The 16752-nt window shown below is 72.0% G+C and carries 11 protein-coding genes; 8 read left to right on the forward strand and 3 right to left on the reverse strand.

From position 1 onward, the window contains the following. The first annotated feature begins 44 nt into the window (after nucleotides 1–44). From ACFZP7_RS03750 to ACFZP7_RS03770, 5 genes are all read left to right on the forward strand, one after another. Nucleotides 45–2045 (forward strand): alpha-1,4-glucan--maltose-1-phosphate maltosyltransferase, encoded by a 2001-nt coding sequence (locus tag ACFZP7_RS03750; protein ID WP_385633843.1) that lies wholly within the window; start codon nucleotides 45–47, stop codon nucleotides 2043–2045. After that, on the forward strand, nucleotides 2042–3760 hold the full coding sequence (gene treS / locus ACFZP7_RS03755; RefSeq protein WP_086878704.1) for a maltose alpha-D-glucosyltransferase: 1719 nt from the start codon (nucleotides 2042–2044) through the stop codon (nucleotides 3758–3760). Before ACFZP7_RS03750 ends, treS begins: the two co-directional genes overlap by 4 nt. Nucleotides 3761–3788: 28 nt before the next feature. After that, a complete protein-coding gene (locus ACFZP7_RS03760) occupies nucleotides 3789–5150 on the forward strand; it encodes a maltokinase N-terminal cap-like domain-containing protein (protein WP_168723625.1) in 1362 nt (453 codons plus the stop codon). Nucleotides 5151–5153: 3 nt separating this feature from the next. Next, nucleotides 5154–7376, forward strand: coding sequence for a 1,4-alpha-glucan branching enzyme (glgB, locus tag ACFZP7_RS03765; protein ID WP_385633844.1), 2223 nt, complete (start codon nucleotides 5154–5156; stop codon nucleotides 7374–7376). Nucleotides 7377–7487: 111 nt separating this feature from the next. Beyond that, the gene (locus ACFZP7_RS03770) at nucleotides 7488–8579 is read left to right on the forward strand and encodes a glutamate--cysteine ligase (protein ID WP_385633845.1); all 1092 of its coding nucleotides are present in this window, start codon (nucleotides 7488–7490) and stop codon (nucleotides 8577–8579) included. Between the two features lie 8 nt (nucleotides 8580–8587). On the opposite strand, the gene ACFZP7_RS03775 is transcribed toward ACFZP7_RS03770, so the two are convergent. Continuing rightward, nucleotides 8588–8821, reverse strand: a complete 234-nt coding sequence (locus ACFZP7_RS03775) for a DUF6480 family protein (protein ID WP_019331176.1) — start codon at nucleotides 8819–8821, stop codon at nucleotides 8588–8590. 151 nt (nucleotides 8822–8972) lie between these two features. Between ACFZP7_RS03775 and ACFZP7_RS03780 the strand changes: the two genes are divergently transcribed. Together ACFZP7_RS03780 and ACFZP7_RS03785 are read left to right on the forward strand one after the other, a co-directional pair. Next, nucleotides 8973–10880: a long-chain fatty acid--CoA ligase gene (locus ACFZP7_RS03780; RefSeq protein ID WP_210951889.1), complete on the forward strand. Its 1908-nt coding sequence runs from the start codon at nucleotides 8973–8975 to the stop codon at nucleotides 10878–10880. A 160-nt stretch (nucleotides 10881–11040) separates the two neighbouring features. Continuing rightward, nucleotides 11041–11475: an ATP-binding protein gene (locus tag ACFZP7_RS03785; protein ID WP_019331178.1), complete on the forward strand. Its 435-nt coding sequence runs from the start codon at nucleotides 11041–11043 to the stop codon at nucleotides 11473–11475. Nucleotides 11476–11512: 37 nt separating this feature from the next. Here the strand turns inward: ACFZP7_RS03785 and ACFZP7_RS03790 are convergent, their stop codons facing one another. After that, a complete protein-coding gene (locus ACFZP7_RS03790; protein ID WP_031021158.1) occupies nucleotides 11513–11965 on the reverse strand; it encodes an ATP-binding protein in 453 nt (150 codons plus the stop codon). Nucleotides 11966–12011: 46 nt separating this feature from the next. Beyond that, on the reverse strand, nucleotides 12012–12377 hold the full coding sequence (locus ACFZP7_RS03795; RefSeq protein WP_078912129.1) for a PRC-barrel domain-containing protein: 366 nt from the start codon (nucleotides 12375–12377) through the stop codon (nucleotides 12012–12014). A gap of 317 nt (nucleotides 12378–12694) precedes the next feature. Between ACFZP7_RS03795 and ACFZP7_RS03800 the strand changes: the two genes are divergently transcribed. Further along, entirely contained in the window at nucleotides 12695–16687 is a 3993-nt protein-coding gene (locus ACFZP7_RS03800; protein ID WP_385633846.1) for a HAMP domain-containing protein, read from the forward strand. Nucleotides 16688–16752: the final 65 nt, after the last annotated feature.

The raw sequence follows: 16752 nt of genomic DNA on the forward strand, positions 1-16752 counted from the left end.
GCCGGGCCGGCGCCCGGCCCCGAGCACGGCGGAGGTGAGAACGGATGAGCACGACCGTGGAGATCGGGCGTATCCCGGTGCGGGACGTCCACCCGGTGGTGGATCACGGCAGGCGCCCGGCGAAGGCGGTGGCAGGAGAGACGTTCGAGGTCACCGCCTCCGTGTTCCGCGAGGGGCACGACGCGGTGGCCGCCAACGTCGTACTGAAGGACCCCGAGGGGCGGCCGGGTCCCTGGACTCCGATGCGGGAGCTGGCCCCGGGCAGCGACCGGTGGGGCGCCGAGGTCACCCCGGACGCCCCGGGCGAGTGGACCTACCGGGTCGAGGCGTGGAGCGACCCGGTCACCACCTGGCAGCGACACGCCCGGATCAAGGTGCCGGCGGGCATCGACACGGGGCTGGTCCTGGAGGAGGGCGCCGAGCTGTACCGGCGGGCCGCCGCGGGGGTGCCGAAGGACGCCGGCCGTGCCGTGGTGCTGGCCGCCGCCGAGACCCTGCTCGACGACACGCTCCCGGTGGCCACCCGGCTGGCGGGGGCGTTGACGCCGGAGGTGGACGCGGTGCTGGCCCGGCACCCGCTGCGGGAACTGGTCACCACCTCGGACCCGCTGCCGCTGCTGGTGGAGCGCGAACGCGCCCTGTACGGCGCCTGGTACGAGTTCTTCCCCCGTTCCGAGGGCACCCCCGACCGGCCCCACGGCACCTTCCGCACCGCCGCCCGCCGGCTGCCCACGATCGCCGCGATGGGCTTCGACGTCGTCTACCTCCCGCCCATCCACCCCATCGGCACCACCCACCGCAAGGGCCGCAACAACACGCTCTCCGCCGGTCCCGACGACGTCGGTGTCCCCTGGGCCATCGGCTCCCCCGAGGGCGGCCACGACGCGATCCACCCCGCCCTGGGCACCCTCGACGACTTCGACCACTTCGTCACCGAGGCCGCACGCCTGGGTTTGGAGGTCGCCCTCGACTTCGCCCTCCAGTGCTCCCCCGACCACCCCTGGGTCCACAAACACCCCGAGTGGTTCCACCACCGCCCCGACGGGTCCATCGCCTACGCCGAGAACCCGCCCAAGAAGTACCAGGACATCTACCCCATCGCCTTCGACGCCGACCTCGACGGCCTGGTCACCGAGACCGTCCGCGTCCTGCGCCACTGGATGGACCACGGCGTGCGGATCTTCCGCGTCGACAACCCCCACACCAAACCCGTCGTCTTCTGGGAACGGGTCATCGGCGAGATCAACCGCGCCGACCCCGACGTCGTCTTCCTCGCCGAGGCCTTCACCCGCCCCGCGATGATGCACACCCTGGCCCAGATCGGCTTCCAGCAGTCCTACACCTACTTCACCTGGCGCAACACCAAACAGGAACTGACGGAGTACCTCACCGAACTGACGGGGGACGCCGCCTCCTACATGCGGCCCAACTTCTTCGCCAACACCCCCGACATCCTCCACGCCTACCTCCAGCACGGCGGCCGGCCCGCCTTCGAGGTCCGCGCCGTCCTGGCCGCCACCCTCTCCCCCGCCTGGGGCATCTACAGCGGCTACGAACTGTGCGAGAACACCCCCCTGCGCGAAGGCAGCGAGGAATACCTCGACAGCGAGAAGTACCAGCTCAAACCCCGTGACTGGGCCACCGCCGCCCGCGAGGGCACCACCATCGCCCCCCTCATCACCCGCCTCAACACCATCCGCCGGGCCCATCCCGCGCTGCACCGGCTCAGGAACCTCCGCTTCCACCACACCGACAACGACGCCGTCATCGCGTACAGCAAACGTGAGGGGTCCGACGTCGTGCTGGTGGTGGCGAACCTCGACCCCCACCACACCCAGGAGGCCACGATCTCGCTCGACATGCCGCAGCTCGGCCTGGACTGGCACGCGTCGGTGCCGGTCCACGACGAACTCACGGACGAGACCTACCACTGGGGCCGCACGAACTACGTGCGGCTGGAGCCCGGCCGGGCCCCCGCCCACGTCCTCCACATCCGCCGGCCGTCCGCCGCCGCGCCCCGCAACGAAGGGTCCGCAGCCTCATGACCGTGAACGAGCCCGTGCCGGACAAGTTCGAGGACACCCCGGCCAAGGACCGCGACCCGGACTGGTTCAAGCGAGCCGTCTTCTACGAGGTGCTCGTCCGTTCCTTCCAGGACTCCAACGGCGACGGCATCGGTGACCTCAAGGGCCTGACCGCCAAGCTGGACTACCTGCAATGGCTGGGCGTGGACTGCCTGTGGCTGCCGCCCTTCTTCAAGTCGCCCCTGCGCGACGGCGGCTACGACGTCTCCGACTACACCGCCGTCCTGCCGGAGTTCGGCGACCTGGCCGACTTCGTCGAGTTCGTGGACGCCGCCCACCAGCGCGGCATGCGCGTGATCATCGACTTCGTCATGAACCACACCAGCGACCAGCACCCGTGGTTCCAGGAGTCCCGCAAGGACCCCGACGGCCCCTACGGCGACTACTACGTCTGGGCCGACGACGACACCCGTTACGCCGACGCCCGCATCATCTTCGTCGACACCGAGGCCTCCAACTGGACCTACGACCCGGTCCGCGGCCAGTACTTCTGGCACCGCTTCTTCTCCCACCAGCCGGACCTGAACTACGAGAACCCGGCCGTGCAGGAGGAGATGCTGGCCGCGCTCAAGTTCTGGCTGGACCTCGGGGTGGACGGCTACCGGCTGGACGCCGTGCCCTACCTCTACGCCGAGGAGGGCACCAACTGCGAGAACCTGCCCGCCAGCCACGCCTTCCTCAAGCGGGTGCGCGCCGAGATCGACGCGCACTACCCCGACACCGTGCTGCTGGCGGAGGCCAACCAGTGGCCGGAGGACGTGGTCGACTACTTCGGCGACTACGCCTCCGGCGGCGACGAGTGCCACATGGCCTTCCACTTCCCGGTCATGCCCCGCATCTTCATGGCCGTGCGCCGCGAGTCCCGCTACCCCGTCTCGGAAATCCTCGCCAAGACCCCCGCCATCCCGTCCGGCTGCCAGTGGGGCATCTTCCTGCGCAACCACGACGAGCTGACCCTGGAGATGGTCACCGACGAGGAACGCGACTACATGTACGCGGAGTACGCCAAGGACCCGCGCATGCGCGCCAACATCGGCATCCGGCGCAGACTCGCCACCCTGCTGGACAACGACCGGGACCAGATCGAGCTGTTCACCGCGCTGCTGCTGTCCCTGCCCGGCTCGCCGATCCTCTACTACGGCGACGAGATCGGCATGGGCGACAACATCTGGCTCGGCGACCGCGACGCGGTCCGCACCCCGATGCAGTGGACGCCGGACCGCAACGCCGGCTTCTCGACCTGTGATCCGGGGCGCCTGTACCTGCCGACCATCATGGACCCGGTCTACGGCTACCAGGTGACGAACGTCGAGGCGTCCATGGCCTCGCCGTCCTCCCTGCTCCACTGGACCCGCCGCATGATCGAGATCCGCAAACAGAATCCGGCCTTCGGCCTCGGCACCTACACCGAACTCCCCTCCTCCAACCCCGCGGTGCTGGCCTTCCTGCGGGAGTACGAGGACGACCTGGTGCTGTGCGTCCACAACTTCGCGCGGTTCGCCCAGCCCACCGAGCTGGACCTGCGCGAGTTCGCCGGACGCCACCCGGTGGAGCTGTTCGGCGGCGTCCGCTTCCCCGCGATCGGCGAACTGCCGTACCTGCTGACCCTCGGCGGACACGGCTTCTACTGGTTCCGGCTCACCCGAGTCGCATCCCGCATCGGCCGCCGCGTTTGAGCGCGGGCCGAGGAAAGGACGCGTCACCATGCCGAAGACCGCATCCCTGCGCCCCAGACGCGCGCACCTCGCCGAGCCGATGGCGTCGCTCGACGGGCTGCTGCGCGAGTGGCTGCCGCGCCAGCGCTGGTTCGCGGGCAAGGACCGGCCCGTGGCCGAGCTCGGTCTGCTGTCCATGACCGAGCTGTTCCCGGGCTGTCTGCACCTGCTGGTGCACACCGGGCACGGGCCCGTGCCCGCCCCGGGCGGCGCTCCCCCGGCCGGCGACTGCTACCAGTTGCTGCTCGGCGTGCGCGAGCATCCGTCGCCGCGCCTGGGCCGGGCCGTCATCGGCCGGGTGCAGGACGGGCCGCTGGCCGGCCGGACGGTCTACGACGCGCTGCACGACCCGCGGACCGCCCAACTGCTCCTGGAGCGCCTGCGGCACCCCGGCAAGGCGGGCCCCCTGCGCTTCGAGGCCGACCCCTCCCGGCCGGTGCCCGGCGGACTCGCGCCGCGGCTGCTGGACGCCGAGCAGTCCAACTCGTCGCTGATCTACGGGGACGAGTTCATCCTCAAGCTCTTCCGGCGCGTCCAGCCCGGCGTCAACCCGGACCTGGAGGTCCCGGACGCGCTGGCCCGGCAGGGCTGCGACCGGGTCCCCGCACCGGTGGCCTGGATGCGGACCACCCATCCGTACGAGGCGACGCTGGGCGTCCTCCAGCCGTTCCTGAACGACGCCTCCGACGGCTGGACCCTCTCCCTGAACGCGCTGGCCGCCGGGGACGACTTCACCGTGCAGGCCCACGAGCTGGGACGGGCCATGGCCGACGTCCACCTCGCGCTCGCCGAGGCCTTCCCGCCCGGCCCGCCCGGGGAGAACGGCCGTACGGCGGCCGCGATGACCGAACGGCTGACCGCCGCCGCGCACTGCGTACCGGCGCTGCAGCCCTTCGTCCCCGGTCTGCGGGCGGCCTTCGCGGCGCTGTCCACCTGCGACTCCGGGCCGCCCGCCCAGCGCATCCACGGCGACCTGCACCTGGGGCAGGTGCTGCGGGCCGGACGCGACTGGTTCGTCATCGACTTCGAGGGCGAGCCGTCCCGACCGCTGTCCGAACGGCGCAGCGCCCACTCCCCCGTCCGGGACATCGCGGGCATGCTCCGCTCCTTCGACTACGCCGCCCGGCAGCGCCGCCCGTGGCGTCCCGAGTGGGCGCGCCGCTGCCGGGAGGCGTTCTGCGCGGGCTACGCCGCCCGCGCCGGGTGGGACCCCCGCAAGAAGCACGGCCTGCTGCGCGCCTACGAGACGGACCGCGCCGTGTACGAGGTGCTGTACGAGGCCCGGCACCGCCCCGACTGGCTTCCCGTACCCATGGCGGCGATCGAACGACTCGCCGTGAGAGGAGACTGACCCGTGGCCCTCCGCGACACCTCGCTCCCCGAGCCGTCCGGTCCCGTCCCGCCCGCCCCCGGCGGGTGCGCGACCGCCCCGCCCCTCGACCCGGTCGACCGGGGGCGCCTGCTGGCGGGCGCCCATCACGACCCGCACGCCCTGCTCGGCGCCCACCCGGTCCCCGGCGGCGTCGTCTTCCGGGCGCTGCGCCCGTTCGCCCGCGAGGTGAGCGTGGTCGTCGACGGAGAGCGCCGTCCCCTCGTGTCGGAGGGCGACGGCCTCTTCTCCGGCGTACTGCCGCTGGACGCGATCCCCTCGTACACCCTCGCCGTGGCGTACGAGGTGGGCGAGCAGGAGACGCACGACCCGTACCGCTTCCTGCCCGCCCTCGGCGAGCTGGACCTGCACCTGATCGGTGAGGGCCGGCACGAGCAGCTGTGGCGGGCGCTGGGCGCCGAACCGATGACGCACGAGGGCGTCACCGGCACCCGCTTCACGGTGTGGGCGCCGAACGCCCAGGGGGTGCGGGTCGCCACCGACTTCACCCACTGGGACGGCACCGCCTTCCCGATGCGCTCGCTCGGCTCGACCGGGGTGTGGGAGCTGTTCCTGCCGGGCGTGGGCGAGGGCACCCGCTACAAGTTCGAGATCCACTCCCGCTACGGGCACCGCTCCCTGAAGGCCGACCCGATGGCGCGCGCCGCCGAGGAGCCGCCGAACACCGCCTCCGTGGTGACGGCGTCCCACTACGCGTGGGGCGACGCCGAGTGGATGCGCACCCGCGCCGACACGCCCGTGCACGAGGCGCCGTTCTCGGTGTACGAGGTGCACCTGCCGTCCTGGCGGCCGGGGCTGACCTACCGCGAGCTGGCCGATGTGCTGCCCGCGTACGTCAAGGACCTGGGCTTCACCCACGTCGAGCTGATGCCGGTCGCCGAGCACCCCTACGGGCCGTCCTGGGGCTACCAGGTCACCGGCTTCTACGCGCCGACCGCGCGGCTGGGCTCCCCGGACGACTTCAGGTACCTCGTCGACGCCCTGCACCGGGCGGGCATCGGCGTGATCATGGACTGGGTGCCGGCCCACTTCCCGAAGGACGACTGGGCGCTGGCCCGCTTCGACGGGGAGCCGCTGTACGAGCCCGGGGACGAGCGTCGCGCGACCCACCCGGACTGGGGGACCTACACGTTCGACTTCGCCCGCACCGAGGTGCGCAACTTCCTGGTCGCCAACGCCGTGTACTGGTGCGAGGAGTTCCACATCGACGGCCTGCGGGTCGACGCGGTCGCCTCGATGCTCTACCTGGACTACTCCCGTGACTCGGGCCAGTGGGAGCCCAACGTGTACGGCGGCCGGGAGGACCTGGCGGCCATGGCGTTCCTCCAGGAGATGAACGCGACCGTCTACCGGCGCTGCCCCGGCGTGGTGACGATCGCCGAGGAGTCGACCGCGTGGGGCGGGGTGACCCGGCCCACCGACACCGGCGGCCTCGGCTTCGGCCTGAAGTGGAACATGGGCTGGATGCACGACTCGCTGGAGTACGTCGCCCACGAGCCGGTGCACCGCAAGTACCACCACCACGAGATGACCTTCTCGATGGTGTACGCGTACAGCGAGAACTACTGCCTGCCGATCTCCCACGACGAGGTGGTGCACGGCAAGCAGGCGCTGGTGTCGAAGATGCCGGGCGACTGGTGGCAGCGACGGGCGAACGTCCGGGCGTACCTGGGCTTCATGTGGGCCCACCCCGGCAAGCAGCTGCTGTTCATGGGGCAGGAGTTCGCCCAGGGCGCCGAGTGGTCCGAGGAGCAGGGGCCCGAGTGGTGGCTGCTGGACGAGGGGTACCACTCGGCGGGCGACCACCGGGGCGTCCAGTCCCTGGTGCGCGAGCTGAACCGGTGCTACGGGAGGACCCCGGCCCTGTGGCAGCGCGACACCGACCCCGCCGGCTTCCGCTGGGTCGCCGTGGACGCGGCCGAGGACAACGTCTTCGCGTTCCTGCGCTTCGACGCCGACGGCACTCCCCTGCTCGCGGTGTCGAACTTCTCCCCCGTGGTCCGCCACGACTACGCGCTCCACGTCGGGGACGACGCCACCGCCTGGCGGGAGGTCCTCAACACGGACGCCGAGGAGTACGGCGGCAGTGGCGTCACCGACCCGGACCCGGTCAAGCCGGAGGACGGGACCATCCGGATCACGCTTCCTCCGCTGGCGACGGTGTGGCTGGTGCCGCACTCCCTGTGAGGCTCGGCGGCGCGACGAGGTGTCCGACGCCCCTGACCGGGCAGTCGGTGGTCCTGAGACCAGCAGACCTCGTCGTCACCGCGACCGGGCACCGCAGAAAAGGGGCATCACGTGCGCACCGTCGGAGTGGAGGAGGAACTCCTCCTGGTCGATCCCGAGACCGGCGAGCCGCGGGCGCTGTCCGCCGCCGTGCTCGCCCGGGCCTCACTGGACGACGCCGAACAGGACGTGTTCGAGAAGGAGCTGCACGAGCAGATGCTCGAGTTCGCCACGCATCCGCAGGCGGACATGGGCCGGCTGCACGCGGAGATCGCCCGCTGCCGTCAGGAGGCCGGCCGGCACGCGGGCGGCATCGGGTGCGCCGTGGCCGCGCTCGCCACCTCGCCGCTGCCGGTCAGTCCGGCCGTCGGCATGAACCGGCGCTACCGGTGGATGGCCGAGCAGTACGGGGTGGTCGTCCAGGAGCAGCTGGTGCTGGGCTGCCACGTGCACGTGTCGGTGGACTCCGACGAGGAGGGCGTCGCGGTCATCGACCGGGTCCGGCCCTGGCTGCCGGTGCTGGCCGCGCTCAGCGCGAACTCGCCCTTCTGGCAGGGCAAGGACTCGGCGTACAGCAGTTACCGCAGCCGGGTCTGGCAGCGCTGGCCCTCGGCCGGTCCGACGGAGCTGTTCGGGTCGGCGGAGACCTACCACCGCCGGGTGGCCGACATGGTGGCGACCGGCACCATCCTCGACGAGGGGATGATCTACTTCGACGTCCGGCTCTCCCAGCGCTACCCCACGGTCGAGTTCCGGGTCGCGGACGTGTGTCTGGACGCCGGCACGGCCGTCCTGGTCGCGGCCCTGGCCCGCGCGCTGGTGGAGACGGCGGCGCGGGAGTGGCGCGAGGGCATCCCGCCGGCCGAGCACAGCGTGAGCCTGCTGCGCCTCGCGGCCTGGCGCGCCGCCCGGTCGGGGCTGACGGAGGAGCTGCTGCACCCGGCGACGATGCGGCGGATGCCGGCCGAGGCGGTCGTGCGGGCGCTGCTGGAGCACGTCGAGGAGGCGCTGGAGAGCTGCGGCGACCTGGGCCTGGCGCGGGAGGGCACCGCCCGGCTGCTGCGGGACGGCAACGGCGCCCGCGTGCAGCGCGAGCTGCTGGAGCGCACCGGCAGCCTGCGGGACGTCGTCACCGAGTGCGTACGCCGTACGCAGGCGGCTTGACGCGCCGCTCAGAGCATCAGCACCAAGGCGTACCCCAGGAAGCCGGCCGCGACGAGGGCCACGACGACGAGGATCACGGTCAAGGGGGCCACGGCCCAGCCCTTGGGCGGGTTGTTCCCCTCCCAGGGGCCGGCCTCGGCCATGCTGCTCTCGCCCGGCGGGGTCTCGCCCGGCGGCACACCGCCTCCCGGCTCGAGTCCGGTGCTGCGTTCGGGTTCCGGGTCCGGATTCGTGTACGTCATGCCCTCCGGGTCCCCCGATCCGCCGAGATCACCGGGCGGGAACAGTTCTGGCGTCCCGGCCCGCCGTGACCACCCCCTCGACTAGATTCGGCAGCTCCGTCGACGGTGCACGCCGACGGTGTCACCGTCCGTACACGTCAGGAGCCGGCGCATGCACGATCCCGCTCTCGCTCCCCGGGCCGCCGCGCCCCTGACCGGCGGGCTGGCCGACAGCCTCTTCGAGACGGCCGCGCGCACGCCGGCCCTGCCGATGCTGGCCCGCCGTCCCGCCCCGGGCTCCTCCGACTGGCAGGAGGTGACGGCGGTGGAGTTCCGCGACGAGGTGGTCGACGTGGCCAAGGGCCTGATCGCCAGCGGGATCTCGCCGGGCCACCGGGTGGCGATCCTGGCGCGGACCCGGTACGAGTGGACGGTCTTCAGCTACGCGCTGTGGACGGTGGGCGCCGAGGTGGTGCCGATCTACCCGACCTCCTCGCGCGACCAGGTCGAGTGGATCCTGCGGGACGCGGGCTGCGTGGCCGTGGTGGTCGAGGACGAGCAGAGCGTGATGACGGTCGGCTCGGTGTGCGCGCAGCTGCCCGCGTTGCGGCACGTCTGGCAGTTGGACGCGGGCGCGCTGGACACGCTCAGGGCACGCGGCGAGTTCCTCCCGTACGAGACGGTCGACTCGATGCGCCGCATCGTGCTGCCGGACTCCACCGCGGTCGTCGCCTACACCTCGGGCTCCTCGGGCCGCGCCATGGGCTGCGCGCTGAGCCACCGCGGGCTGGCCGGTCCCTGCGACACCCTGCTCGAGGGCTGGGGCCACACGGTGGCGCCGCCCGGGGAGCAGGGCGCCGTCCTCGCCTTCCTGCCGTTCTCGCACGTGTACGGGCTGATGATCCAGAACCTGTGCGTGCGGGGCGGTCTGCTCATGGCGCACGAGCCCGCGACGACCGAGGAGGCGCTCGGCGCGGCGCTGCGCTCCTTCCGCCCGACGTACCTCTACGCGGTCCCCTCCGTGCTGGAGAAGCTGTACAAGAACTTCCTGCGCACCGCCCAGGAGGCCGGCCGCGGGGCACTGTTCGAGCGGGCCGCCGACACGGCACGGGACTTCGCCGCCGCGCTGGAGCGCCGCCGGCTGGGCCGGGGCCCCGGGCCCGGTCTCGACCTCCGGCTCCAGCACTCCCTGTACGAGCGCACGGTCTACCGCCGGCTGCGGACCGCCCTGGGCGGCCGGGTACGGCGCGCGACGTCCGGCGGCTCACCGCTCAGCCGGGAGCTGGCCCTGTTCTACGAGGGCATCGGGGTGTACGTCCACGACGGGTACGGGCTGACCGAGACCTGCGGCGGGCTGACGATGCAGCCCTACGGGCGGGAGAAGTCCGGCACCGTCGGGCAGCCCCTGCCCGGCATGGAGATCCGGGTGGCCGACGACGGGGAGATCCTGGTGCGCGGGCCGTCCCTCTTCCAGGGCTACCTCGGCGACGAGGCCGCCACCCGCGCGGTGCTGCGCGGCGGCTGGCTGGCCACCGGGGATCTCGGTCACCTCGACGACGAGAACTACCTGGCGATCACGGGGCGCAAGAAGGACATCATCATCACCAGCGGGGGCAAGAGCGTGGCCCCGGCCGCGCTGGAGCAGCGGCTGCGCATGCATCCGCTGGTGCACCAGGCGGTGGTGGTGGGTGACAACCGGCCCTGCGTCGGTGCCCTGATCACGCTCGATCCGCAGTTCCTGTCCCATTGGCGGGCCGGCCTGGCGTTGCAGGGCGACACCCCGGCGCGGGAGGCCCGTGAGGAGAACGCGCTGCGCGAGGAGGTGGCGCGGGCGGTCGCCGCGGCCAACAGCACCGTCTCGCGCTCGGAGTCCATCCGGGTCTTCCGCGTCCTGCCCGAGCCGTTCGACGTGTCCAACGGTCTGCTGACCCCGTCGATGAAGCTGCGCCGCGACGAGATCGTACGGACCTACGCCTTCGAGATCGAGGCGATGTACGAGGCCCGCTCGCACCGCCGGCCCCGGACGGTGCCCGAGGAGCCGGCCGCCTGGGAGGACGCGGACAACGTCTTCTTCCGCTGACGGGCGCCGGGCGACCGCGTCGGGTCACGACCCGGTCGCCCGTCCGCCGCCCTCCCGGACCTCGGAACGACGCGCGTAGGCTCGCCCGCCACGGGAACTACAGACCAAGGGAATGCGAAGAAGGGACAACGCCCGGCCGTGGCCGGGCCGGGAAGGCGAAATGGCAGCCGAGTCGCGTTGGGACAGGACACTGGCTTCCGAGGAGATCACGAACCGCACCGCCAGCTTCTCCGGGGAGCTGCACAACGTGACCGGCGCGCGGCTGGTCGCGGAGGAGTTCCTGTACGACCTCGCCCGTGCGGCACCGCCCGCGCAGCCCGAGCACTGGGACGACATCCTGCTCGTCGTCACGGAGCTGGCGGCGAACGCGGTGCAGTACGCTCCGGGGCCGTTCCAGCTGCGGCTGCGGCGGACCTTCGACGGTGTGCACGTGGTCATGCACGACACCAGCAGGACGGAGCCCGCGCCGCGTCCCTTCCACCCGAACAGCGGCGGCGGCGGTATCGGCTGGCACCTGATCCACACCCTCTCCGACCAGGTGAGCGTCGTCACCGGTGAGCGGGGCAAGGACATCCACGTCTTCCTGCCCTGGTGACCGGCGGCGGCGCCTCGCCGGGGTCCGGTCCGGGCGGTCAGGCCGCGTCCGCGTCCCGCAGCGGCACCAGCACGCTGATCGTCTTGCCGCCCTCCGGGCGACGGTTCACCTCGATGTCCCGCGCCAGGCGGGCGACGAGCGGCCAGCCGTAGCCGCTCCCGCGGTGCCGGGTGGGAAAGGCGGCCGCGGCCCTCGGCACCACCGGGCTGTGGTCGTGGACGGCGATCCACATCCCCTGGTCCGTGGGCCGGACCTCGAAGCCGGCCAGTCCGTCGCCGTGCCGGATGGCGTTGGTGACCAGCTCCGAGACGACGAGCAGCAGGTCGACGACGTCCTCCTCGCGCACCCCGCGGCCGGCCCCCCACTGGGCGCGCGCCACCGACTCCGCGTACGCGCGTGCGGTGGCCGCGCTGGTCACGGCCACCGGTGCCGGCAGGCCGGGCGCCGTGCCGCCGGAAGTGGCCGTGGTCATCGCGTCGCTTGGTTCCATGTCAGTGGTGTCCCTGGTGTTCGCCGTGCTCTCGTTCGGCACCGGGTCATTCCGCGGAGGTGTCCCGCGGCGGAAGCCGATGGTAGTAGTCGCCGACGGACGCCAGATAGTCCCGGTCCATCGTCTCGCTGTCGGTGCGGAACCGGGGCGCGGCCTTGACCTCCGCCCTGGTGCAGGCGACCGTGACCGACCGGGCGCCGATGTCGATGCCGGTGACCACGCCCACGGGCACCAGGACACTGCGGCCGAAGACCCAGACGCCGGTGTCGACGACCAGGTGCCGCATGCCGAAGTGCTCGGCCTCGCGGTCCACGTGCCCGATGGTGCCGTCGGCGGCGGCGACGGCGCAGCCGGTGAGGTCCTGCCCCTCCGTGTGGCCGCTTCCCGCCGGGTACGCCCAGATGCTCTCCATCGGCACGCCGTTCCTTCCCTCCCGCATCGACGACGACTGTGGGGCCGGCCGGACGCCTCGCCCGGACCGGCTTCACAGCAGCGGATACCCGGCCCCGCCCGGCGCATTCGGTTCCCGTTCGAGGGGGTCGCTCCACCGGGTGACGCCGCGCCTTTTGCCCGCGCCCGTCACCTGGGTTAGCCTCTGACGTATTTTTCTCCTTGGGCACTTCCGTGAACTGCGGAAATGCACGCGCAGGACACCGGACCGCCGATCGGTCCGGAGGGGGTCGACGAGTCCTCGTTCGGAGGACTCCGGGGAGCGGAACGAGGGTGCGCATGACCAGCGACAGCGCCGGAACCGTCGAGGCGGTGCCGGGCGACCAGGAGTTGCGCCGACTCCTGGCGGGCCTGACGGCCGTGCGGGACGGGGACTTCGGCACCCGTCTGCCGGACGAGGCCGACGGTCTGATGGGTGACATCGCCAAGGTCTTCAACGGCATGGTGGACCAGCTGTCCGTGTTCACCTCCGAAGTGACCCGGGTGTCCCGCGAGGTCGGCACCGAGGGCACCCTCGGCGGCCAGGCGCGGGTGCCGGGGGTCTCGGGCACCTGGGCCGACCTGACGGACTCGGTCAACGCGATGGCCGGGAACCTGACCACCCAGGTCCGTGACATCGCCCAGGTCGCCACGGCGGTGGCCCGGGGCGACCTGTCGCAGAAGATCGACGTCGACGCGCGCGGCGAGATCCTGGAACTCAAGAACACCATCAACACGATGGTCGACCAGCTCTCCGCCTTCGCCGACGAGGTCACCCGCGTCGCCCGCGAGGTCGGCACCGACGGGCGGCTCGGCGGCCAGGCCGACGTGCAGGGCGTCAAGGGCACCTGGCGCGACCTCACCGACTCGGTGAACTTCATGGCCGGGAACCTGACCAACCAGGTCCGCAACGTCGCGCAGGTGGCGACCGCGGTGGCCAAGGGCGACCTCTCCCAGAAGATCACCGTGGACGCGCGCGGCGAGATCCTGGAACTCAAGAACACCATCAACACGATGGTTGACCAGCTCTCCGCCTTCGCCGACGAGGTCACCCGCGTCGCCCGCGAGGTCGGCACCGAGGGCAACCTGGGCGGGCGGGCACAGGTGCGCGGGGTGTCCGGCACCTGGAAGGACCTGACCGACAACGTCAACTCCATGGCCAACAACCTCACCGGCCAGGTCCGCTCCATCACGCAGGTCGCCACCGCCGTGGCCAGGGGCGACCTGTCGCAGCGGATCACCGTCGAGGCCAAGGGCGAGGTCGCCGCGCTGGCCGACGTCATCAACACGATGGTCGACACGCTCTCCGCCTTCGCCGACGAGGTCACCCGCGTCGCCCGCGAGGTCGGCACCGAGGGCCGCCTCGGCGGCCAGGCGCACGTGCCGAACGTCGCCGGCACCTGGAAGGACCTCACCGACAACGTCAACTCCATGGCCAACAACCTCACCGGCCAGGTGCGCAACATCGCGCTGGTGACGACCGCGGTGGCCCGGGGCGACCTGTCGAAGAAGATCGACGTCGACGCGCGCGGCGAGATCCTGGAGCTGAAGACGACCATCAACACGATGGTCGACCAGCTCTCCGCCTTCGCCGACGAGGTCACCCGCGTCGCCCGCGAGGTCGGCACCGAGGGCCGTCTCGGCGGTCAGGCCGAGGTGGAGGGGGTCTCCGGCACCTGGAAGCGCCTCACGGAGAACGTCAACGAGCTGGCCGGCAACCTCACCCGCCAGGTCCGCGCGATCGCCGAGGTGACCTCCGCCGTCGCCGAGGGCGACCTGACGCGTTCGGTGAACGTGGAGGCGTCCGGCGAGGTCGCCGAGTTGAAGGACAACATCAACTCCATGGTGGAGTCCCTGCGCGAGACGACGCGGGCCAACCAGGAGCAGGACTGGCTCAAGACCAACCTGGCACGCATCTCGGGCCTGATGCAGGGGCACCGGGACCTGCCGGTGGTGGCCGAGCTGATCATGGACGAGCTGGTGCCGCTGGTCTCCGCCCAGTACGGCGCCTTCTACCTGGCCGAGGACGGTGAGGGCGGGCCCGAGCTGCGGCTCGTCGGCTCCTACGGCTACCCCGAGGACTCGACCAGACCCACCCGCATCGCCTTCGGGCGCACCCTGGTCGGCCAGGCCGCGCGCAGCCGGCGCACCATCGTGGTGGACGAGCTGCCGCCCAGCTACGTCACCATCTCCTCCGGGCTCGGCGAGGTGGTGCCCACCGCCCTGGTGCTGGTGCCCATCGTGGTCGAGGGACAGGTCCTCGGCGTGATCGAGCTGGCGTCGGTCGCGCCGTTCACCCAGATCCACCGGGACTTCCTGGAACAGCTGATGGAGACCATCGGCGTCAACGTCAACACCATCGTGGCCAACGCCCGCACCGACGAGCTGCTCGCCGAGTCGCAGCGGCTGACCGCGGAACTCCAGGCCCGGTCGGCGGAGCTCCAGGTGCAGCAGGAGGAGCTGCAGCGCTCCAACGCCGAGCTGGAGGACAAGGCGTCCCTGCTGGCGGCGCAGAACCGGGACATCGAGGCGAAGAACCTCCAGATCGAGCAGGCGCGCCAGGAGCTGGAGACGCGCGCCCAGCAGCTGTCGCTGGCCTCGAAGTACAAGTCGGAGTTCCTGGCCAACATGAGCCACGAGCTGCGCACCCCGCTCAACAGCCTGCTGATCCTCGCGCAGTTGCTCGCCCAGAACCCCTCGCGCAACCTCACGCCGAAGCAGGTCGAGTACGCGGGCATCATCCACTCCGCGGGATCGGACCTGCTCCAGCTGATCAACGACATCCTGGACCTGTCGAAGGTCGAGGCGGGGAAGATGGACGTCTCCCCCGAGCGCGTGACGCTGCGGCAGCTCATCGAGTACGTCGAGGCGACCTTCCGGCCGATGACCACGCAGAAGGGCCTGGAGTTCACGGTCAAGACGGCCGCGGGGGCGCCGGCGGACCTGCTGACCGACGACTCCCGGCTGCGTCAGGTGCTGCGCAACCTGCTGTCCAACGCGGTGAAGTTCACCGAGCGGGGCGGCGTGGAGCTGGCCGTCGAACCGGCACCGGACGACGAGGTGCCCGCCGGAGTGGTCCGGGGCGGCGCGGTGGTGGCGTTCCGGGTGAAGGACACCGGCATCGGCATCCCCGAGCAGAACCTCGAATCGATCTTCGGCGCCTTCCAGCAGGCGGACGGCACGACCAGCCGCAAGTACGGCGGCACCGGGCTCGGCCTGTCCATCACCCGGGAGATCGCCCAGCTGCTGGGCGGCGCCGTCACCGTGGACAGCACCCCCGACCGGGGCAGCACCTTCACCCTGTTCCTGCCCGTGGCCCGGCCCGACTTCGAGGAGCTGCTGGGGCACGGGGCCGAGGCGGTCCCGGCCGAGTCGCCGGCCGACGTGCTCGACCGTCCGGCGGCGGTGCCCGAACTCACCGGTGGCCACCGTCGCCGTCCCCGGCGGCTGCTCGTGGTCGAGGAGCGTCCGCGAGGGCTGCTGACCCTTGTCGCGGAGAGTGTGGTCGCCGACCTGACGCACGGGCGGGACGACGCGGGCGACCGGCCGCCGCTCGACGTCATCACGGCCGTGGGGGCGCAGGAGGCCGCCGGTGCGCTGGCCGCCGAGCCGTGCCACTGCGTCGTCCTGGAGCTGGGCATGCCGGACGCCGAGGCGTCCCGCTTCCTGCGGGCCCTGCGGGGCGACTCGGCGCTGGCGAGCGTGCCGGTGCTGGTGCACAGCGGTCACCGCGCGGACGCCGCCCTGGAGGAGGACCTGCGCTCCGGCGCCCAGGGCGGTGCCCTGGAGTTCCTGTCCAGCCTCGACGAGCTGCGCGAGCGCATCGCCCTGCACCTGGCCGCCGAGGAGCCCGGGGACGTGCTCTCGCTGGTGCGGTCCGAGGAGCCGCAGCGCCTCGCCGCGCACCCCGAGGACTCGCCGGCCGGGCGCACCGTCCTGGTGGTCGACGACGACGCGCGCAACCTCTTCGCGCTCAGCGGCATCCTGGAGCTGCACGGCTTCCGGGTCCTGCACGCGGAGAACGGGCGCCGGGGCATCGAGACGCTGATGGACCACCCGGAGGTCGACCTGGTCCTGATGGACGTGATGATGCCGGAGATGGACGGCTACACGGCGACGGAGGAGATCCGCCGGATGCCGCGCTACGCCGAGCTGCCGATCATCGCGGTCACCGCCAAGGCGATGCCGGGCGACCGGGAGAAGAGCCTCGCCTCGGGCGCCAGCGACTACGTCACCAAGCCGGTCGACACGCAGGACCTGATCGCCTGCGTCCGACGGTGGCTGCCCGCATGAGCACCCCGGCCCCCGTCCCCCACCGCGGCGGGCCGGGCGGTGCGCGGCCCCTCCCGTCGCACACC

Source organism: Streptomyces sp. SudanB5_2050, from assembly GCF_964272335.1.
Classification (GTDB): Bacteria; Actinomycetota; Actinomycetes; order Streptomycetales; family Streptomycetaceae; genus Streptomyces; species Streptomyces rochei.